The organism is Mesorhizobium sp. J8 (assembly GCF_016591715.1).
Lineage (GTDB): Bacteria > Pseudomonadota > Alphaproteobacteria > Rhizobiales > Rhizobiaceae > Mesorhizobium.
Genome location: NZ_AP024109.1, coordinates 2,006,775 through 2,025,305 on the forward strand (window position 1 = coordinate 2,006,775; position 18,531 = coordinate 2,025,305).

At 63.5% G+C, this 18,531-nt stretch carries 19 protein-coding genes; 6 read left to right on the forward strand and 13 right to left on the reverse strand.

What is annotated here, in order from left to right; translation table 11 throughout:
- Positions 1-3: 3 nt before the first annotated feature.
- The 7 genes from MJ8_RS09150 to MJ8_RS09180 form a co-directional block, all read right to left on the reverse strand.
- Positions 4-900 carry a class II glutamine amidotransferase gene (locus MJ8_RS09150; protein WP_201414080.1) on the reverse strand — a complete coding sequence of 299 codons (897 nt, stop codon included), beginning with the start codon at positions 898-900 and terminating at the stop codon, positions 4-6.
- Positions 901-986: 86 nt separating this feature from the next.
- Complete coding sequence (locus MJ8_RS09155; protein ID WP_201414081.1) at positions 987-1,316, reverse strand: hypothetical protein; 330 nt, start codon at positions 1,314-1,316, stop codon at positions 987-989.
- Positions 1,313-2,002 carry a hypothetical protein gene (locus MJ8_RS09160; protein ID WP_201414082.1) on the reverse strand — a complete coding sequence of 230 codons (690 nt, stop codon included), beginning with the start codon at positions 2,000-2,002 and terminating at the stop codon, positions 1,313-1,315. Before MJ8_RS09160 ends, MJ8_RS09155 begins: the two co-directional genes overlap by 4 nt.
- A gap of 46 nt (positions 2,003-2,048) precedes the next feature.
- On the reverse strand, positions 2,049-3,455 hold the full coding sequence (locus tag MJ8_RS09165) for an APC family permease (RefSeq protein ID WP_201414083.1): 1,407 nt from the start codon (positions 3,453-3,455) through the stop codon (positions 2,049-2,051).
- Between the two features lie 14 nt (positions 3,456-3,469).
- Positions 3,470-3,631, reverse strand: a complete 162-nt coding sequence (locus MJ8_RS09170) for a hypothetical protein (RefSeq protein WP_201414084.1) — start codon at positions 3,629-3,631, stop codon at positions 3,470-3,472.
- A 36-nt stretch (positions 3,632-3,667) separates the two neighbouring features.
- Positions 3,668-4,045 carry a hypothetical protein gene (locus MJ8_RS09175; protein ID WP_040998044.1) on the reverse strand — a complete coding sequence of 126 codons (378 nt, stop codon included), beginning with the start codon at positions 4,043-4,045 and terminating at the stop codon, positions 3,668-3,670.
- Between the two features lie 10 nt (positions 4,046-4,055).
- Complete coding sequence (locus MJ8_RS09180; RefSeq protein ID WP_201414085.1) at positions 4,056-4,343, reverse strand: hypothetical protein; 288 nt, start codon at positions 4,341-4,343, stop codon at positions 4,056-4,058.
- Positions 4,344-4,638: 295 nt separating this feature from the next.
- On the opposite strand from MJ8_RS09180, the gene MJ8_RS09185 reads away from it, so the two are divergent.
- The 4 genes from MJ8_RS09185 to MJ8_RS09200 all read left to right on the forward strand — a co-directional run bounded on the left by MJ8_RS09185 (position 4,639) and on the right by MJ8_RS09200 (position 8,483).
- On the forward strand, positions 4,639-5,772 hold the full coding sequence (locus MJ8_RS09185) for an aminomethyltransferase family protein (RefSeq protein ID WP_201414086.1): 1,134 nt from the start codon (positions 4,639-4,641) through the stop codon (positions 5,770-5,772).
- A gap of 102 nt (positions 5,773-5,874) precedes the next feature.
- A complete protein-coding gene (locus MJ8_RS09190) occupies positions 5,875-6,471 on the forward strand; it encodes a dimethylamine monooxygenase subunit DmmA family protein (RefSeq protein WP_201414087.1) in 597 nt (198 codons plus the stop codon).
- A complete protein-coding gene (locus MJ8_RS09195) occupies positions 6,468-7,433 on the forward strand; it encodes a PDR/VanB family oxidoreductase (RefSeq protein WP_201414088.1) in 966 nt (321 codons plus the stop codon). Before MJ8_RS09190 ends, MJ8_RS09195 begins: the two co-directional genes overlap by 4 nt.
- Before the next feature lie 9 nt (positions 7,434-7,442).
- Entirely contained in the window at positions 7,443-8,483 is a 1,041-nt protein-coding gene (locus MJ8_RS09200; RefSeq protein ID WP_201414089.1) for a heme-dependent oxidative N-demethylase family protein, read from the forward strand.
- A gap of 170 nt (positions 8,484-8,653) precedes the next feature.
- On the opposite strand, the gene MJ8_RS09205 is transcribed toward MJ8_RS09200, so the two are convergent.
- Positions 8,654-9,376 (reverse strand): helix-turn-helix domain-containing protein, encoded by a 723-nt coding sequence (locus MJ8_RS09205; RefSeq protein WP_201414090.1) that lies wholly within the window; start codon positions 9,374-9,376, stop codon positions 8,654-8,656.
- Positions 9,377-9,694: 318 nt separating this feature from the next.
- Here MJ8_RS09205 and MJ8_RS09210 point away from each other — a divergent pair, with 318 nt between their 5' ends.
- Positions 9,695-11,053 carry an NAD(P)-binding domain-containing protein gene (locus tag MJ8_RS09210; RefSeq protein ID WP_201414091.1) on the forward strand — a complete coding sequence of 453 codons (1,359 nt, stop codon included), beginning with the start codon at positions 9,695-9,697 and terminating at the stop codon, positions 11,051-11,053.
- Positions 11,054-11,135: 82 nt separating this feature from the next.
- Here the strand turns inward: MJ8_RS09210 and MJ8_RS09215 are convergent, their stop codons facing one another.
- Both MJ8_RS09215 and MJ8_RS09220 read right to left on the reverse strand, forming a co-directional pair.
- Positions 11,136-12,026, reverse strand: a complete 891-nt coding sequence (locus tag MJ8_RS09215; protein WP_201414092.1) for a DUF427 domain-containing protein — start codon at positions 12,024-12,026, stop codon at positions 11,136-11,138.
- Between the two features lie 2 nt (positions 12,027-12,028).
- Positions 12,029-13,687: an ABC transporter substrate-binding protein gene (locus MJ8_RS09220; protein WP_201414093.1), complete on the reverse strand. Its 1,659-nt coding sequence runs from the start codon at positions 13,685-13,687 to the stop codon at positions 12,029-12,031.
- A gap of 126 nt (positions 13,688-13,813) precedes the next feature.
- On the opposite strand from MJ8_RS09220, the gene MJ8_RS09225 reads away from it, so the two are divergent.
- Positions 13,814-14,722 carry a LysR family transcriptional regulator gene (locus tag MJ8_RS09225; protein ID WP_201414094.1) on the forward strand — a complete coding sequence of 303 codons (909 nt, stop codon included), beginning with the start codon at positions 13,814-13,816 and terminating at the stop codon, positions 14,720-14,722.
- A 6-nt stretch (positions 14,723-14,728) separates the two neighbouring features.
- Here the strand turns inward: MJ8_RS09225 and MJ8_RS09230 are convergent, their stop codons facing one another.
- The 3 genes from MJ8_RS09230 to MJ8_RS09240 are packed head-to-tail and all read right to left on the reverse strand — an operon-like array spanning position 14,729 to position 18,523.
- Positions 14,729-16,762, reverse strand: coding sequence for an ABC transporter ATP-binding protein (locus tag MJ8_RS09230; RefSeq protein ID WP_201414095.1), 2,034 nt, complete (start codon positions 16,760-16,762; stop codon positions 14,729-14,731).
- A complete protein-coding gene (locus tag MJ8_RS09235; RefSeq protein WP_201414096.1) occupies positions 16,755-17,636 on the reverse strand; it encodes an ABC transporter permease in 882 nt (293 codons plus the stop codon). The genes MJ8_RS09230 and MJ8_RS09235 overlap by 8 nt, the downstream gene beginning before the upstream one ends.
- Positions 17,633-18,523 carry an ABC transporter permease gene (locus tag MJ8_RS09240; RefSeq protein WP_201414097.1) on the reverse strand — a complete coding sequence of 297 codons (891 nt, stop codon included), beginning with the start codon at positions 18,521-18,523 and terminating at the stop codon, positions 17,633-17,635. The genes MJ8_RS09235 and MJ8_RS09240 overlap by 4 nt, the downstream gene beginning before the upstream one ends.
- Between the last annotated feature and the right edge of the window lie 8 nt (positions 18,524-18,531).

Consider the following 18,531-nt stretch of genomic DNA (forward strand, 5'->3'; position numbering starts at 1 on the left):
AGCTCAATGCTCCCAGAAATAGACGGTTGCGGGCTCGGGCTCCCAGACCCGCGCATTGTCGATGCCGGGCAGCTTGGTCAGCGCGCGATATTCCGAGCCGAAGGCGACATACTGGTCGGTCTCGGCCATCACGGCGGGCTTGCACGCGATCGGATCGCGCACCACGCCGAAGCCGTTCTTGGTGCCGACCACGAAGGTGAAGAAGCCGTCGAGGTCGGAAAGCGTGCCTTCCAGCGCCTCGCCGAGATTCTTGCCATGCGCCATCCGGTTGGAGAGATAGGCGGCCGCCACTTCCGTGTCGTTCTCGGTCTCGAAAGTCATGCCGTCGCGGATCAGCTCGCGGCGCACATTGTTGTGGTTGGAGAGCGAGCCATTGTGCACCAGGCACTGGTCGGCGCCGGTCGAGAAGGGATGCGCGCCCATCGTCGTCACCGCCGATTCCGTCGCCATGCGGGTGTGCCCGATGCCATGTGTGCCGGTCATCGCGCGCACGCCGAAGCGTTCGACGACGGCTTCGGGCAGGCCCACTTCCTTGTAGATCTCCACGGCCTCGCCGGCACCCATGATGCGGATGTCAGGCCGGAGCGTCTGCAGCGCCTCGCGCGCGGCGTCGACCTTGTCCGGCGTGGTCCTGATCACCGCATGCGTGGACTTGACCGCGACGCTCACCGGCGCGCCGATCGCCTTGGCGAGCTCGGCGTCGAGGCCGCGGAAATCGCGATCGGGCTTCGGCGACTGCACGGTGATCTTGGCTTCATTGCCGGTGGCCGCGCCATAAATGGCGATGCCGGCGCTGTCCGGGCCGCGGTCGCTCAGCGACACCAGCATCTCCGACAGCATCGCGCCGAGTTTCGGCTCAAGCGCCTTGTCCTTCAAGAAAAGTCCGACGATTCCGCACATGCCAGCCTCCGACGTTTTTTGGCTCTCAGACGATGTACTCAATGAGCGAGCCGAATTCAATTGGTATGAAAGAAATTTTCCTGTGATTACATATTTGACGCCGCATTGCCCTCGGCACTATCGCTGTCCGGGCGCGCCTTGTGAACCCAGATCGCATGTCGGATGCGCGCGATCCGGTAGGCGTCGAGGATCGAGAAGGCATAGATCAGGAAGCCGCCGGCATGACGGCCGATGAAGCTGGCGTCGGCCGGCGCCATCTTGGTCGTTATCCAGCCAAGGATCACCATGAAGAACAGGAACTGCAGGCCGCGCGCCGGCACGCCGAGCATGACATGGCCGCTTGCCGGCAAAACGATCGCGGCGCCGAGCACGAGATAGGGATTTATCGGGACAGGGGTGGCGGTTCCGTCGCTCATGCGGCCTGCCTTTCGCGCCGGTTGATGGCTTGGCGAAGTGTCGAGGCCGCCTCGAGCAACCGTTCGATCAAGGCCGGATCGATCCCGGCGTCGCCGAAGGCTGCCTGCCGGAACACGCCATAGCGTGTGCGCTCGGCCTCGGCCAACAGCCATACGATGCGTACGCCCTTCGGCGTGATCAGCAATTCCTTGGCGCGGCTTTCGGCAAAGATTTCTGTATGCGCGGCGATCAGATCCTGCGGGAAAGCGACGCCTCTGCGGTCCGTCCTCAGCACTGCGTCGGCGGGAAAGCCGAGCACCTTGGGCAGCGTGTGCGGCAGATGGTCGAAATTGGAGAATGTCGTCGCCGAATTCGGCCGCATCATCATGTCGAAGACACCCGGCACCGCGACCGGCTCGGTGATCGAGACGCTGAGCCAGCGCGTCGGCAGCTTTCGCGTCGCGAGCGTGTCGACGATGGTGCGCAACTGAACGCGTTGACCGTTCCACGTACCGGCCCAGGTGACGACGCCGGCGGCGCCGTCGGAAATGTCGGCGGCATCCGGAACGATGCTGCGTACGCTCGCCATATCGGCGGCCAAGGCCGCCTTCGCCCTGTTGCGGCTGGCGCGTGCCAGCCAGGCAATATGACCAGCGACCCCCAATGCGATCGCCCCGGCAAGCAGTACTGACGTCAGTTCCGACATTTCGACACGCCACGGCCCGCCGTCGACAGGCGGGCCTTCACTCCACTCAATAACCCTGCGGCTTCGGCCACGGCATCGAGAACTGGTCGCCGCGCCGCACGAACTTGTAGCGGTAGAAGTGGAACCACAGCGAGATCAGGAAATAGAACACCGTCATCGCGATCAGCTGCGAGCCGAAGCCGAGGAAGATGGCGAAGAACGTCACCATGCACAGGCAGAAGAGCACAATTGCCGGCAGGGGATGGAAGGGGTGCGTGTAGCCGCGGCGAATCGTGCCCAGCGGCCACTTCTTGCGGAACATCATGATGTTGATGCTCATGAAGGTGTATTGCAGCACGCCCGACAGGATCGAGAAGGTGATCGCCTGGTTGAGGTCGGCGATGAAGGCGAAGGCCAGCGCGATCGGCAGCAGGAACAGGATCGAGCGATAGGGCGTGCGGTATTTCGGATGCACGGCCGAGAACCAGCTCGGCAGGTAGCGGTCGCGGCCGAGCGAGAACCAGGCGCGCGCCGCGTCGTTGATGCAGCCATTGGCGGAGGCAAGCGCCGCCAGCAGCGTCGCGATGAAGAGCAGGTTTTCCAGCAGCGGGCTGCCGGTCAGCTTGCCGGCGTCCCATAGCGGATAATAGGTGATGCCGAGATATTCCCAGGGCATCAGCGAGGCGCAGACATACCAGGTCATCGCCGCGGCGATCAGAAGCGTGATCATGCCGGCCATGGTGCCGTAGGGCAGGGAGCGCGCCGGCGAGCGCACTTCCTCGGCCGCCTGGGTGGTGCCCTCGATGCCGAGATAATACCAGATGCCGAACTGGAAGGCGGCGATGACGCCGATCCAGCCATAGGGCAGCGCATTGCCGGGCGTGACCAGCTCGTTGAGCTTCAGCACCGCGCCTTGCGTCCATGGGCTGACGGAGAAGAACAGGATGACGATGGAGACATAGGCGATCGCGGTGATGACGAAGTTGACGTTGAGCGTCATCAGCACGCCGCGATAGTTGAGCCAGGCGAGCACCACGATCGTGGCGGCGATGAAGGAATTATGTGTCAGCCCCTCGACGCCTGCCTTGGCGACGATGGTGTCGCCGAGCAGGATCGCGTCCGACACTTCGAGCATGGTGTAGGCGAACACCAGGAACAGCGCGACGTTGAAGGCCATCAGCGGCCCGACGATGTGCTTGGCCTGCGCGTACTGGCCGCCGGCGGCGGCGACGGTCGACGTCACCTCCGAGTCGATCATGGCGACCGAGGTGTAGAGCAGCCCGACGATCCAGCAGACGATCAGCGCCGCGAGCGCGCCGCCCTTGTCGGCGGAGAAATTCCAGCCGGTGAACTCGCCGACCAGCACGATGCCGACGCCGAGCGCCCAGACATGCGCCGGGCCGAGCACCCGCAGCAGCGAAACCCTGTCGCCGTGGATCGTCGTGGTTTGTCCCGTATCAACCGCAGCCGTCATTGCTCAGTCCCCACTCAGATCCGGTGCTTTTCGGAAACGGCTTCAAGCTCGCCTTCGCGCGAGGATGTCAGCACGGCTTCGGAATAGGTCGTGTCAACCTTGAACCAGTCGTAGAGCATCCACGCCGCAAGCACGACCGAGATGCCCCAGCAAATGTAAGACAGTCCCATCCACATGATGTTATCCCCGGACTATTGGTCGTCGTCGAAGGTCTATTTGTCGTCGAACTTCTCGTTGATGACCTCGCGATATTCCTTATCGGAGGCGCGGAACAGGAAGACGAAATAGGCGATCAGCACGATCGCCATGATGATCAGCGTCGGCCAGTCGATGATGTAGTGGAAGCGGTTCTGGATGATGTCGTGCGCCGTCTCCGGCGTATAGCCGAGCTTCTCCCAGATCGAGGCCATCGTGGCGTTCTGGCCGAGCGCATCCCAGGTCTTGGCGTCGAGCGGATCGATCGACTTCGCCGCCCCGGCGAGGCCGAGCTTCAACGGCAGCCACAGCGCCACGAAGATGGCGACGACCACGACGGCGATGTCGAGGATCTGTCCGGCCTTGTTCTGCTCCGGCGGGATATAGCGGGCCATGATTTCTTCCTCAGGATTGACGGTTGCGGGCCGCGTCGGCGTTCTTGATGTCGAGTCCGTAGATGAAGTCCTTGTCTTCCTTGTAGTGGTTGAGCATGGCGAGGATGGCGGCGGTGTTGAAGATCAGCACCGCCGCGGCCGCGATCGCCACCACGAGCTTGATCCCGCCATCGGGGATATAGACCCAGGTCATCAGGAGGACGAAGAGGATCGTCGCCCACAGGCAAACGATCAGAAGCACGGATCCGCGCACGTCGGAACGGTACAGCGCTTCCACGCGCTGCTGCAGGTCGGACATCGTTTTTCCCCTTCTGGCGACGTCCGGCCCCGAAATCGACCGGGCGTCCACTCTTTCTAGAGAGTGAAATTTTTTTCATAAATTCCGACCGATCTTCGGAATTGTCAAGCCGGATTTACGCACCGTAAGGCGTTTGTCCACGGGCAAGAAATTTGCCTGACAATGAAATTATTTGCTTCAAGGGGATTGCAGGGCTTCGCCGTTTGCGGTCAATATTCGCCCAAGCTCCGCCACCAAGCAGGAGCAGGGAACAGCAACCGCTTAAAGCGACCTAGATTGCACGGAGGACGATCGGATGACGGCATCCTGGAGATTCTCGACCCTGGCGGATCGCCATCGCGCGCTCGGCTCGAAGCTCGAGGACTGGAGCGGCATGGGCACCGCCTGGACCTATGACAAGGATGCCAACGAGGAATATATCGCGATCCGGACCAAGGCCGGGCTGATGGATGTCTCCGGCCTGAAGAAGGTCCACATCACCGGCCCGCATGCCTCGCATCTGATCGACCTAGCCACGACGCGCGACGTGGAGAAGATCTATCCCGGTAAGTCGGCCTATGCCTGCATGCTGAACGAGGCGGGAAAATTCACCGACGACTGCATCCTTTACCGCATCAGCCCCAATTCGTGGATGGTCGTGCACGGCTCGGGGACCGGCCATGAGGAGCTGCAGCGCGCTGCGATGGGCCGCGATGTCTCGCTGCGCTTCGACGACAATCTGCACGACCTGTCGCTGCAAGGCCCGACCGCGGTCGACTATCTCGCCAAGCATGTGCCCGGCATCCGCGACCTTCCTTACTTCCATCACATGCAGACGCAGCTCTTCGGCTTCCCGGTGATGATCTCGCGCACCGGCTACACCGGCGAGCGCGGCTACGAGATCTTCTGCCGCGGCCAGGACGCCGGCACGATCTGGGATCGCATCCTCGAGGAAGGCAAGAGCGCCGGCATCATCCCGTGCCGATTCACCACGCTCGACATGCTGCGCGTCGAGAGCTACCTGCTCTTCTACCCCTACGACAATTCGCAGAAATATCCGTTCGAGAACGAAGGCCCCGGCGACACGCTGTGGGAGCTCGGCCTCGACTTCACCGTCAGTCCCGGCAAGACCGGTTTCCGCGGCGCCGAGGAACACTATCGCCTGAAGGGCAAGGAGCGCTTCAAGATCTATGGCGTGCTGCTCGAAGGCAAGGAGCCGGCGGATGAGGGCGCGCCGGTGTACCGCGACGGCAAGAAGGTCGGCGTGGTGACCTGCGCCATGTATTCGCCGCTGGTCGAGAAATCGATGGGCATCGCCCGTCTCGACGTCGATTGCGCGGTCAAGGACACCAAGCTCGAGATCCGCAACAGGAGCGGGTCGATCAAGGCGACGGCGCAGCCCTTGCCGTTCGACGATCCGAAGAAGACCAAGCGCACCGCCAAGGGTTGAGGCATCATCAGCGGGGAGGCGTTTTTAAGGCACCAGAGCATGATTCCGAAAAGTCGGAACCGGTATTCGGAAAAGGTCATGCTCCAACTGATCTAAGGAAGAATGGCAGCCAAGACGATCATCAGCCGGCCCATTTACGGAACGCTCTCTCCGCAGCCCGGCAAACATCATCTCTTCATCGCCGATGCCGAAGGCGCGCTGGCGATCACCGACATGGCCGGCAAGGCTCCGCCCGGCTTTTTCGACGGCGCCGAGATCGTCTTCATTCCGGGTCCCGAGGCCAAACACATCGCGGCCCTGGAAGCATTGAAGCCGGCGCAACTGCACATCGCGCCGTCCTTCGCCAGCCTCCTGCCGCGTCTCAAACAGACGCTGACCAACGCGCATATGGGATTGCGCCTCTATCTTGCCGGCACCGAAGGTCTGATCGGGCAGGCGATGCAGGCAGCACTCGAAGCCGGCATAGACCATACCTCTATTGAGACCGAGCATCGCGGCTCGTTGGCGCGGCGCATGCAATGCGTGCACTGCAAGGGCATCACCGAGAATGTGACGACGCAGCCGGCGCTCTGCTCGCATTGCGGCCTGCTGCTTCTGGTGCGCGATCACTATTCAAGGCGCCTCGCCGCCTTCCAGGGCGTGTGCATCAATGCCGAGGATCGCTCCGAGATTCCTCCGATGGAGGAGATTTTTCGATGAGCACCGGCACCACCACGCTCGACGTCGTCGTCAGCGACGTCGTCCCGGTCAACGAGCTCGTCACGCGCTTCCATTTCCGCCGCCGCGACGGCGGGCTGCTGCCGACTTTTTCCGGTGGCGCCCATGTCGTGGTCGAGATGCGCGACGGCGACCGCACCCGGCTCAATCCCTATTCGCTGATGGGCTCGCCGCTCGACACGCGCGAATACACGATCTCGGTGCGCCGCGACGATGCCGGCCGCGGCGGCTCGCTGTTCATGCACCGGCAGGTCAAGCCCGGCCTGGAGATGGTGATCAGCTATCCGGTCAACCTGTTCTCGCTCGATCTCAGGGCGAAAAAGCATCTCATGCTGGCCGGCGGGATCGGCATCACGCCCTTCATGGCTCAGACGTCGCAGCTGGCCGGCGCCGGCGGCAATTTTGAATTGCATTACACCTGCCGCACCGCCTCGCTGGGCACCTATGCCGATGTCTTGCAGCAGCGCTACGGCAGCCGCGTGAAACTCTATCACGACGATCGCGGGGAGCGCATCGATCTCGACCGGCTGTTGTCCTCGCAGCCGCTCGGCACGCATCTCTATGTCTGCGGCCCCGCCGGCATGATCAACTGGGTGCGCGATCGCGCGGCTAGCCTCGGCTGGCCGCTGGAAACCGTGCATTTCGAGCATTTCGCGGCGCCTCAGCCCGGCGCGCCTTTCGACGTGACCTTGGCCGTCAGCGGCAAGACGATCCACGTCGGCGAGCAGCAGAGCCTGCTTGAGGCGATGGAAGCGGCCGGGGTCGATCCGCCCTATCTCTGCCGTGGCGGCGTCTGCGGCCAGTGCGAGACCAATGTGATCTCCTCCGACGGCAAGTTCATCCACAACGATCACTGGCTGAGCGAGGAAGACCATCGTTCCGGCTGCAAGATCATGCCTTGCGTCTCGCGCTTCGAGGGCAAGTCGCTGGTCCTGGAAAGATAGGAGACGTCAATGGGCATCACCTTTCGCAAGGAAACCTTTCGCGACGACTATACCTTCCGGAACAGCCCCGACCACATTCGGCGCTTTCCGTTTCCGTTCAACGAAGACAGCTATATGTACGCGGTCAACATCGAGCCGCATGTCGTCGGGCCGAAAGGTTCAGTGCTTGAAAACCTGATCGACGTCGACGAGCACTATGTCGCTGAGATGCAGGACCGCGCCTTGGTGCTGGCCGAGGATCCGCTGCGCTGCCAGTCGCTGCCGCACATGACGTTGGCGGGTTGGGATCTGCTAGAGCTTCTGATGGAGCAGCAGGCGCTCGGCTATCCCGAGCATTTCACGCTGGAGCGGAACGGTGACCGCTGGCGCTGGATCAACCGTCCCCTCGGCATCGACGATACTTTCACCTTCGGCGACACCTCGACGCTGCCCTACGGCCCGATGGAATACATCACCCGCCAGAGCCAGGGCGATTTCTGCATTCTCGACCAGCGCGACGGCAATCTGTGGATGGATGCCGGCATGGTCACCACCCAAGCCGATTGGTCGCTCGATTTCGACATCGGCATGAACTTCTTCGAATGGCACGCGCCCGTGCCGCTGGCGCATGAGAAAGGGATCTTCACCCGCGCGCTGAAATTCCTCACCAACATCCAGCAGGGCAAGCCGGCAAGGCGCCTCAACTGGACGATGACCATCAATCCGCGCCTCGACACCAGCCCTGAGAACTATCACAAATGGGGCCCGGACCGCGCCACCGTCACGCCCGAAAATGTCGGCCAGAAAGTGCATCTGCGGGTCGAACTGCAAAGCTTCTGGCGTCTGCCGCGCTCCAACGCCATCGTCTTCCCGATCCGCTGCTACCTGATCAAGATGGACGAACTGGTCACCCAGCCGAAATGGGCCCGGCGCCTGCACCGCGTCATCCGCGACCTGCCGGAAGAGCTCGCCACCTATAAGGGTCTGACGCGGTATCGTCCGACGCTGGTGGAATGGCTGTCGAAGCTGGATGACGGCAGTCCGACCAGCCCGGGTTTCGGGCCGGACTAGGCGGACTCCCCCTCATCCGGCCGCTTCGCGGCCACCTTCTCCCCGAGGGGAGAAGAGGTGGGGGCCGGCGCCGACAATCTCCTCTCCCCTCGGGGAGAGGTCGGATTGCCCCGAATTGCTCTTCGCAATTCGGCCTTGGCAATCCGGGTGAGGGGGCTGCTGCAATCCGATTAACCAGCGCTGTTCTGCGGATAGCAGATGATCGACAGATACCGCATCGGCAGCTGCGTCAGCTCTTCCGGGCCGTGCGGCGCGTCGGCGTCGAAGAACAGGCTGTCGCCCGGCTTCATCGGGTAGAGATTGTTGCCGTGCCGGTAAACGACCTCGCCTTCGAGCATGTAGAGGAACTCCATGCCCGCATGCTGGAAGGTCGGGAACACGTCCGAATCCTCGGTCAGCGTGATGAGATAGGGCTCGACGACGACACCGCTTGTGTTGGCGCCGATATGGCCGAGCAGATTGTACTGATGGCCGGCGCGCGTGCCGCGCCGCTCGACATCGACGCCTTCGCCCGCCTTGACGAAAACGGCGCTGTGCTCTTCCTCGAAGCGGCGGAAGAAGGCCGTCACCGGAACACCCAGCGCCCGCGACAGCGCCTGCAGCGTCGTCAGCGACGGCGAGGTGATGCCGTTCTCGATCTTCGACAGCATGCCGAGCGAGATGTCGGTTGCGGCGGCAAGATCGGCGACGGTGATGCCGAGCTTCTTGCGGAAGGCGCGCACCTCATGGCCGATCGCCACTTCGAGCACCTTTTCGCGCGTGTCGCGGATGGCATGCGGGTTCTGCGTCAGCGGCGTGCGGATCGTGCGCCCGTCGGCCGAAACGCGCTTCGGCGCCGCCTTGCCCTTGGCGGCCGCAGCGGAGGGCTTTTTGTCAGAAGTCTTGTTTGCCATGTCGCCCCCGAATCCGCGGATTTATTTCACTCAAGGTGAACATATTCGGTGGCGATACGAAAGCGCAACCGCCACGGCAAGCCGACGTATGTCGCAGCCGCGCCTCGCCCGCATGGAGCCGTCGCTGCCTTTGCGCAGAAAAACCGTTTCACGCAAACGCCGTTGCCGCAGATGTTTGTTGACAGCACCGAAGACCCAATTACTGTCACTGTGAGTGAAAATTGTTTCGTGAGAGCAATTCCAGGAAAAGCGCCGAACGGTTTTCCGACCGGAATTGCGTCAAGAGAAAAGTTGAAATCAAAAAGAGGAGGGCCCGCAATGCAATCTCGTGTCGCCGTCATCGGAGCCGGGCCGTCGGGCCTGGCCCAGCTGAGGGCCTTCAAGTCAGCGGCCGACAAGGGCGCCGAGATCCCCGAGATCGTCTGCTTCGAGAAGCAGAGCGACTGGGGCGGCCTGTGGAACTACACTTGGCGCACCGGCCTCGACGAGCATGGCGACCCGGTGCATGGCTCGATGTACCGCTATCTGTGGTCGAACGGGCCGAAGGAATGCCTTGAATTCGCCGACTACACCTTCGAGGAGCATTTCGGCCGGCCGATCGCTTCCTATCCGCCGCGCGCGGTGCTGTGGGACTACATCAAGGGCCGGGTGGAGAAATCCGGCGTGCGCCAATGGGTGCGGTTCAACACGCCGGTGCGTATGGTGACCTACTCCGACGAGACCGGGAAATTCACCGTCACCGCGCATGACCGCACCAACGACGTCACCTATTCGGAAGAGTTCGACAATGTCGTCGTCGCTTCCGGCCATTTCTCGGTGCCCAACGTGCCCTTCTTCGAGGGCTTCCCCACCTTCAACGGCCGCATCCTGCACAGCCACGATTTCCGCGACGCGATGGAATTCAAGGGCAAGGACATCCTGATCATCGGCCGCTCCTATTCGGCCGAGGACATCGGTTCGCAGTGCTACAAATACGGCGCCAAATCGATCACCTCCAGCTACCGTTCCAAGCCGATGGGCTTCAAATGGCCGGAGAACTGGAAGGAAGTGCCGCTGCTGCAGAAGGTCGTCGGCAAGACGGCGCATTTCAAGGACGGCACCACCAAGGACGTCGACGCCATCATCCTGTGCACCGGCTACCTCCATTCCTTCCCGTTCCTCACCGACGACCTCAAGCTCAAGACCGCCAACCGCATGTGGCCGCTCGATCTCTATGAAGGCGTCGTCTGGGAGAAGAATCCGAAACTGTTCTACATCGGCATGCAGGACCAGTTCTACACCTTCAACATGTTCGACGCGCAGGCCTGGTACGCGCGCGACGTCATGATGGGTCGCATCAAACTGCCATCGGCGGAGGCGATGGCCGCCCACAGCGCCAAGTGGCGCGCCCGCGAGGAGACGCTGGAGGATGCCGAGCAGATGATCTGGTTCCAGGGCGACTACACCAAGGAGCTGATGGACCAGACCGACTATCCGGGCTTCGACGTCGAGGCGGTCAACCGCACCTTCATGGAGTGGGAGCACCACAAGATGGAAAACATCATGACCTTCCGCGACAACGCCTACCGCTCGCTGATGACCGGCACCATGGCGCCGTTGCATCACACGCCGTGGCTGCAGGCGCTCGACGATTCGATGGAGAGCTATCTAGAGGTGAAGGGCGTCGCGGCCGAGTGACGCTCGCCGTTCCAGCATAGCCACAAACAGAAGGGCAGCCCAGCGATATGCTGGGCTGCCCTCGATCATTTTGGGCTTACGGTCAGAAATACCCGTCCGACGCCGCCGTCGCTTCCTTCGGGATCTCCACCCCGTCGACCAGGATCTTGTCGACCAGTTCGTGATGGAAGCACACCAGGCCCTTGATGCGCTCGGCCTCATGCACCGGCTCGGGATAGTACCAGACGAGGTTCTCATGCCGCTTCTTCGGCGTCGTCACGTGGTAATAGTTGGAGATGCCCTTATAGGGGCAGCGCGAGATGTAGCGGCTGGGCGACAGCATATCGAGCCGCGTATCCGAGATCGGCAGGTAGTGGCGCACCGGGTGGCCGGTCTCGAACAGGAACACGCCGCGCCGTGAATCGGCCACCTGCTCGCCGTCGAGGATCACCTGCACGCGCCGCGACGAGGGCAGGCAGTCGACGCGGCGGAACGGGTCGCGGGCATGGACGAAGATCTCCTCGTCTTCTTCATACCAGTGCGTCATCTTCGGCCAGTAGAAGGAGATGTAGTCCTGGATCGGCGGGCAGCCCTTGACCGGATCGAGGTAGCGCCACGCGCCGTCCTCGACCAGCGTGATGCCGGTGTTCAAAGAATAATGCGTGGCGACGCCCTTGAACGGGTCTTCCGTCGTCGTGCGGCTCGGCAGCAGGAACTCCTCGCGCACGTCGCTCATCGGGAAGTAGTAGACCGGCAGGTGATCGCTCTCCTGGAACACCAGCGCCTTGGTGGTGTCGGCGACGATCATCGGCCCCACCTGCACCCTGATCCGCTTGGGCGAGGGCATGGTGAAGGCGACATAGCCCGGTTCGAACTCGTACTGCACGATGTTGTCGAGGATCGGGAAATGCGGCCCGCGGCCGCGCAGATGAGGCTTGCGAATGGTCGTCGTCCTTTTCTCGTCGTTAGCGGCCGGATTCTTTCTCGCAACCATTGTCATGACGCCACCGACACACGGTCGAGCAGCAGGCCGGCAGCGATCGGCGGCAGGCCGCTGACAGTCTTGCGCACCGGCACCAGCAGGTCCGGGAAATAGCTGAAGATCACCGGCGTCTCGTCGAGCAGCAGCTTCTGGATGTCGGAAGCGGCCTTGCGCTGGGCATCGATGTCGAGCGCCTTCAAATAGCTGTTGACCAGCCCGTCATAGGTCGCGTTCTTGAAATGCGCGGCGTTCCAAGGACCGTCGCTGACCAGCGGGCTTTTCAGGAACACGTTCGGCACGCTGCGATGCGCGTAGTCGGTGATGCCGAGCGGGCTGTCCAGCCAGTCCGACTGGCCGAACACCGCCTTGCCGTAATATTTGTCCTGGTCCTCGATATTGAGCGAGATGCGCGCGCCGATCTCCTTGGCGAAGTTCTGGAAGAGCTGCGCATAGCCGGGGATGTCGGAATAGCGCAGCGTCGTCAGCGTCATGTCGAAGCCGCTGGCCAGGCCCGCCGCTTCCATCAGCTGCTTGGCCTTGGCAATATCTTGCATACGCTGCGCCACCGACTTGTCGGTGGCGGGGAAGGCTGGCGCGAACGGGCTGTCATTGCCCGTTGCGGCCATGCCGCGGCAGAGCCCGTCGACCAGTTGGGAACGGTCGATGCACAATGCCAGCGCCTGGCGCACGCGCTTGTCGGTGAACGGCGCCATGTCGCAGCGCATATGGAGCTGGCGATGCGCGGTGGAGGCTACGCGCAGCACCTGGATGTCGGGATTGCCGAGCACCACCTGGCTGACGTCGAGCGGGATCGCATCGAGCACGTCGACCTCGCCCGCCTGCAGCGCGAGAATCCGCGGCTGCACGTCGGCGTAGAACTTGAACTCGAGCCGGTCGGGCAGTGCTTTCTCGCCCCAATAGACGGGGTTGCGCACGAAGCTCGCGCCGACCTTCGGCGTATAGCTTTCGAGCCGGAACGGACCGGTGCCCTCGAAAGTCTTCTCGTAGTTGCCCTTGTAGCTCGCCGGCAGAATGACGGCGTTGTAATTGTCGATCGACACCGAATAGGGGAAGCTGCCATTCGGCGCGTCGAGATGGAATTCGACTGTGTGGTCGTCGACCTTGCGCGTGCCGCCCTTCGACAGCAGGCCCTTGAACACCGACAGCGCGTTGGACGGGCCGTTCGGATCGGCAAGGCGGTCGAAGGTCGCCACGACGTCGTCGGCCTTGAAGTCCTCGCCATTGTGGAATTTCACGCCCTTGCGCAGCTTGAAGGTCCAGACGCTGCCATCGGCGTTGGGCGACCAGCTCTCGGCCAGCACCGGCTTCAGCGTCAGGTCGGGCTGCGTCACACACAGGAACTCGGACGTCTGGAAGGCGAGCTGGTAGCTGCCGCTGTCGTAGAAAGTCACCGGATCGATGGCGCCGCCGGGCACGGCGACGCCGGCGCGCACAATGCCGCCCGGCTTGCCTTCGGCCCGCGCCTGCTGAGCGCCAAGGCCGATCGCGGAAGCGATGCCGCCGAGGAAGGGCAGCGACAGGCCGAGCACGCTGCCATGGCGCAGGAATTCACGCCGGCCGATCCTGCCGGCGAGCAATTCGTCGATAGCGGAATTTTCGATTGCGCCGAGAGTTTTGCGAGCGGCGTCGATCGTCCTGAAATGCTTCGGCATGGCGGCATTCCTTGTTTGTCGCGGGGGCTCAGGCATTTAGGCCACTGTTGACCGCGACCGGAAAGCGATATTTTTTGATCGGAGCCATCGAAATTTTCGATTGCAGGCCACTGAAAGGCGGGAGCCATGGACACCGAGAATCTGCGCAGTTTCCTGGAGGTCGCGGCGCATGGCAGCTTCACCGTCGCCGCCCACCGGCTGAACCTTGCCCAGTCGACGGTGAGCGCGCGCATTCGCGGCCTGGAGGAGCAGTTGGGTCGCAAACTGTTCGTGCGCGACAGCGACGGCGTCACGCTGACGCCGGCCGGCCGGCAGTTCCTGCCGCATGCCTCGACGATCACCCGCACCTGGGAGCAATCGCGCCAGGACATCGCCGTTCCCGATGGCTACGAAACGCTGCTCAGGCTCACCGCGCCGGCCTATCTTTGGGACAGCATAACCTCGCCATGGATCGACTGGATGCGCGCGAGGCGGCCGAACGTGGCGCTCAGACTGGAAGGCAGCTTCCCCGATCTGGCGGTCGACCAGATCGCCGAGGGCCTGCTCGACATCTGCATCCTCTATCTACCCAAGCCGCATCCGGGCATCGTCTATGAAACGCTGGCCGTCGATCAGGTGGTTCTCGTCCAGCACACGGACCAGCACGGACCGTGGACGGACAACTACATCCTCATGGATTGGGGGCTGGAGTTCCGCGTCGAGCACGACCGCGCCTTTGCCGGCATGGTGAAGCCAGCGATATCGGCCGGGCTGGTGTTCATCGGCTTGCAGCACGTCCTGTCGCAGAAGGCCGCTGCCTATCTGCCGCTGAGCGCGGTCAGCAGCCATATCGACCGCAGCGAGCTGAAGCGCGTCGAGAACACGCCGGTTTTCCAGCGTCCGATCTACCTTGCCTATCCGGAGAACCCTGCCTCTTCCGATGCGCTCGACGTTGCGCTCACGGGGCTGCGCACGCTCGCCAGGAACCTGTCGAGCGATCAGGCTTTCGCGGAGAGCGACCGCGCCTTTAGTATGGCAGGCGCGGCAGCGTTCTGATCGCGATCACGCAGGCTCCATGGCCTTCGGCTTTTGCAGCCTTGCCAGCTCGTCGTAGGGGATATGGCAGCGGATGGTGTGCCCCGGCTGCGCCTCGGTGAGCTCAGGCTCCTGCGTCTCGCAGATGGCGCCGATCTTGCGCGGGCAGCGTGTGTGGAAGACGCAGCCCGTCGGCGGGTTGGCCGCGCTCGGGATCTCGCCGTCGAGGCGGATGCGCGAGCTCTCCGTTCGATCGAGCTTCGGCACGGCCGAGAGCAGCGCTTCGGTATAGGGATGATGCGGTCCGGAAAACACCGCTTCCGAGGGCCCGAACTCCATGATGCGGCCGAGATAGAGCACCGCGATCTTGTCGGAGAGATAGCGCACCACGCCGAGGTCGTGCGAGATGAAGATGTAGGAGACATCCTGCTTCGACTGCAGGTCGGCCAAAAGATTGAGGATCGCCGCCTGCACCGAGACATCGAGCGCCGAGGTCGGCTCGTCGCACACCACGATGCGCGGATCGCCGGCGAAGGCGCGCGCGATCGCCACGCGCTGTTTCAGCCCGCCGGAGAGCTGGCGCGGCTTGACCGCGAGATGCCGGTCGGTGAGCCGCACCGAGCGGACCAGCTCTTCCAGGCGGTTGTCCAACGTCTTGCCGGTGAGCCCGCCCAGCCGCTTCAGGGCGCGGCTGAGGATATGCCGGATCGAATGCGAGCGGTTGAGTGCCGAGTCCGGGTTCTGGAAGACGATCTGCACCGCCTTGACCTGGTCTTCCGAGCGGCTGGCAAGCCGTGGCGCGAGCTTCTTGCCCTCGAGTTCGATCGAACCGCCATCGTCGGGCGGGACGAGGCCGAGCAGCAGCCTCGCGAAGGTCGTCTTGCCGCTGCCGGATTCGCCGACCAGCCCGAGCGTCTCGCCGGGCCTCAGGCTGACCGAGACGTCCTTCACCGCCCGCAACGGACGGCCGTGGCTGGCATAGGTCTTGTTGAGCCCCTCGACCTGCAGCACAGGCGGCGCCTGCTTCGGCGTGACGGCAGCGATCTCGGCGGGCGTGGCGCGCGGCAGAGACTGCGCCTTGTCGTGATAGTGGCAGCGCGACAGCCGGCCGTCGCCGACCTCATAGAGCGGCGGCGGCTCGGCGCGACAGCGTTCGGTGGCCAAAGCGCAGCGGTCGGCGAAGGCGCAGCCGACGATGTTGGAACCGATGCCGGGCAGGAAGCCGGGGATGGTGTCGAGCCGGCCCTGGTCCTTGCGCTGGCCGCCGCGCGGCAGGCAGCGCAACAGCGCCACAGTGTACGGATGGCGCGGATCGTTGAAGACGTCCCTGGTTGAGCCTTCCTCGACCAGCATCCCGGCATAGAGCACGCCGACGCGGTCGCACATGTTGGAGACGACGGCGAGATTGTGGCTGATGAACAGGATCGAGGCCGACAGCTCGCGACGCAACTGGCCGATCAGGTCGAGCACCTCGGCTTCCACGGTGGCGTCGAGGCCGGTCGTCGGCTCGTCGAGGATCAGCATCGAGGGGTCGTTGGCCAAAGCCATGGCGATCGCCACACGCTGCTGCATGCCGCCGGAAAGCTGGTGCGGATAGCGCAGCATGACACCAGCCGGATCCGAGATGCGCACCCGGTTCAGCATGGCGAGCGCCTTGTCCTCGGCCGCCTGTCCGGTGATGCCGGCAAGCTCGAAGATCTCGGTCAGCTGGCGGCCGATGCGCAGCGACGGATTGAGCGCCTTGCCGGGATCCTGATAGACCATCGACACGCTGTCGGCGCGGGCACGCCGCAGCGCTTCCGCATCGAGCTTCATGACATCCTTGCCGTCGAGCGCGATCGAGCCGCCGGTGATGGAGCCGTTGCGCGGCAGATAGCGCACGACCGACAGCGCCACGGTGGATTTGCCGCAGCCGGATTCGCCGACCAGCCCGTAGGCTTCGCCGGCTTTGATGGTCAGGTTGACGTTGCGCAGCACCGCGCGGTTGCGGCGGCCGACGCGATAGGCGACCGAAAGGTCCTTCAGCTCGAGTGCGTTGGTTGCTTGCCTGGGGTCAGTCATTGAACGCTCCATGCACGCCGTCGGCCACCAGGTTGACGCCGATCACCAGCGAGGCGATGGCTAAAGCGTCGAACAGCACCGTCCACCAGAAGCCGCCGCCGATCATGCCGTAATTGGAGGAAATCGACAGGCCCCAGTCGGGCGAGGGCGGCTGGATGCCGAAGCCCATGAAGGAGAGCGTGGCCACCGCGAAGATCGCATAGCCCAGCCGCACCGTCGTCTCGACCAGGATCGGCGGGATGACGTTGGGCAGGATCTCGACGAACATCGTGTGCAGTGCGCCTTCGTGGCGCAGCTTTGCCGCGGCCACGTAGTCGAGCTCGCGTTCGGCAAGCACCGCCGAGCGCACCGTGCGCGCGATGATCGGCGCGAAGCTGAGGCCGATGACGACGATGACCGTGACCTTGGACGTGCCCAGCGCGACGATGGCGAGCAGCGCGATGATCACCACCGGGATCGCCATGAATGCCTCGAGCACGCGGCTGACGATGTCGTCGACGATGCCGCGGAAATAGCCGATGACGAGGCCGAGCGCGGTGCCGGCGATGGTGGCGAGGATCGTCGCCAGCGGCGCCACCGTCAGGATGTCGCGCGAGCCGATGATGACGCGCGAGAAGACGTCGCGACCGAGCTGGTCGGTGCCGAACCAGTGATCGGCCGCCGGCGGCGTGAGTGCGTTGATGATGTCGCTCGCCAGCGGGTCGTAGGGGACGAAGTGCTGGCCGAAAAGCGCGCAGACGATCCAGAAGACGACGATGCCAAGCCCGGTGAGGAAAGTGCCGGACCTGGAGAGCGAATGCAGTACCTCGCCCCAGGGGCCTCGCTCTGTGGCAACGGGCGTCGGCAGGCTGGCGGGCGTGTCAGTCGCGCTCATTGCTCTGCTCCCAGCCGGATACGCGGATTGAGCACGGAATAGAGGAAGTCGGCGACGAAGGTCGCCACCGCATAGACGATGCCGATGGTCAGGATGCCGGCTTCGAGCATTGGGAAATCCTTGCCGCGCGCGGCGGTGAAGATCAGCGAGCCGATGCCCTGGTAACGGAACAGCGTCTCGATGACGACCAGGCCGCCGATCAGGTAGCCGGTCTGGGTGGCGATCACGGTGATGGTCGGCAACAGCGCGTTGCGCAGCACATGACGCCAGATCACAGTGCGCCACGGCAGGCCCTTGAGCACCGCGGTGCGCGTGTAGTCGGAATCGAGTGCCTCGATCATGCCGGAGCGCGCCATGCGCGCGATATAGCCGAACAGCACCAGGAACAGCGGCAGCGACGGCAGGATCAGGTAGTAGAGCTGGGTGAAGAAGCCGGCGCCTTTCGGCCAGGCGGCGGCGATCGGCAGCCAGCGCAGCCAGACGCCGAAGATCAGGATCAGGATGATGCCGGTGACGAACTCGGGCAGCACCGTGACCGACAGGCCGCCCAGGCTGATGATGCGGTCGAGCGGCCGGTTGACGTTGAGCGCGGCGATCACGCCGCCCAGAATGCCGATCGGCACCACGAGCACGAAGGCGACCAGCGCCAGCTTCATCGAATTGCCCAAGGCATCGATGACGAAGGGCGCCACCGGGGCGCGGAAGACATAGGACGTGCCCATGTCGCCCTGCAGGAAGTTCCAGATCCAGCTTCCATATTGCACAAGCAGCGGGCGGTCGACGCCGAGCGAATGGTTGAGCGCATCGACGGCGCGCTGGTCGGCAAACGGTCCAAGAATGGCGCGCCCGACATTGCCGGGCAGCACCTGACCGCCAAGAAACACCATGACGCTGA

What these genes read in the sequence shown, in the direction of transcription:
- MJ8_RS09210 (WP_201414091.1), top strand. Translation starts at nt 9,695, where the DNA reads ATGCAATCTCGTGTCGCCGTCATCGGAGCCGGGCCGTCGGGCCTGGCC.
- MJ8_RS09235 (WP_201414096.1), bottom strand. Translation starts at nt 17,636, where the DNA reads ATGAGCGCGACTGACACGCCCGCCAGCCTGCCGACGCCCGTTGCCACA.
- MJ8_RS09205 (WP_201414090.1), bottom strand. Translation starts at nt 9,376, where the DNA reads ATGGCAAACAAGACTTCTGACAAAAAGCCCTCCGCTGCGGCCGCCAAG.
- MJ8_RS09185 (WP_201414086.1), top strand. Translation starts at nt 4,639, where the DNA reads ATGACGGCATCCTGGAGATTCTCGACCCTGGCGGATCGCCATCGCGCG.
- MJ8_RS09230 (WP_201414095.1), bottom strand. Translation starts at nt 16,762, where the DNA reads ATGACTGACCCCAGGCAAGCAACCAACGCACTCGAGCTGAAGGACCTT.
- MJ8_RS09180 (WP_201414085.1), bottom strand. Translation starts at nt 4,343, where the DNA reads ATGTCCGACCTGCAGCAGCGCGTGGAAGCGCTGTACCGTTCCGACGTG.
- MJ8_RS09195 (WP_201414088.1), top strand. Translation starts at nt 6,468, where the DNA reads ATGAGCACCGGCACCACCACGCTCGACGTCGTCGTCAGCGACGTCGTC.
- MJ8_RS09165 (WP_201414083.1), bottom strand. Translation starts at nt 3,455, where the DNA reads ATGACGGCTGCGGTTGATACGGGACAAACCACGACGATCCACGGCGAC.
- MJ8_RS09190 (WP_201414087.1), top strand. Translation starts at nt 5,875, where the DNA reads ATGGCAGCCAAGACGATCATCAGCCGGCCCATTTACGGAACGCTCTCT.
- MJ8_RS09155 (WP_201414081.1), bottom strand. Translation starts at nt 1,316, where the DNA reads ATGAGCGACGGAACCGCCACCCCTGTCCCGATAAATCCCTATCTCGTG.
- MJ8_RS09160 (WP_201414082.1), bottom strand. Translation starts at nt 2,002, where the DNA reads ATGTCGGAACTGACGTCAGTACTGCTTGCCGGGGCGATCGCATTGGGG.
- MJ8_RS09220 (WP_201414093.1), bottom strand. Translation starts at nt 13,687, where the DNA reads ATGCCGAAGCATTTCAGGACGATCGACGCCGCTCGCAAAACTCTCGGC.
- MJ8_RS09200 (WP_201414089.1), top strand. Translation starts at nt 7,443, where the DNA reads ATGGGCATCACCTTTCGCAAGGAAACCTTTCGCGACGACTATACCTTC.
- MJ8_RS09170 (WP_201414084.1), bottom strand. Translation starts at nt 3,631, where the DNA reads ATGTGGATGGGACTGTCTTACATTTGCTGGGGCATCTCGGTCGTGCTT.
- MJ8_RS09215 (WP_201414092.1), bottom strand. Translation starts at nt 12,026, where the DNA reads ATGGTTGCGAGAAAGAATCCGGCCGCTAACGACGAGAAAAGGACGACG.
- MJ8_RS09150 (WP_201414080.1), bottom strand. Translation starts at nt 900, where the DNA reads ATGTGCGGAATCGTCGGACTTTTCTTGAAGGACAAGGCGCTTGAGCCG.
- MJ8_RS09240 (WP_201414097.1), bottom strand. Translation starts at nt 18,523, where the DNA reads ATGGTGTTTCTTGGCGGTCAGGTGCTGCCCGGCAATGTCGGGCGCGCC.
- MJ8_RS09175 (WP_040998044.1), bottom strand. Translation starts at nt 4,045, where the DNA reads ATGGCCCGCTATATCCCGCCGGAGCAGAACAAGGCCGGACAGATCCTC.
- MJ8_RS09225 (WP_201414094.1), top strand. Translation starts at nt 13,814, where the DNA reads ATGGACACCGAGAATCTGCGCAGTTTCCTGGAGGTCGCGGCGCATGGC.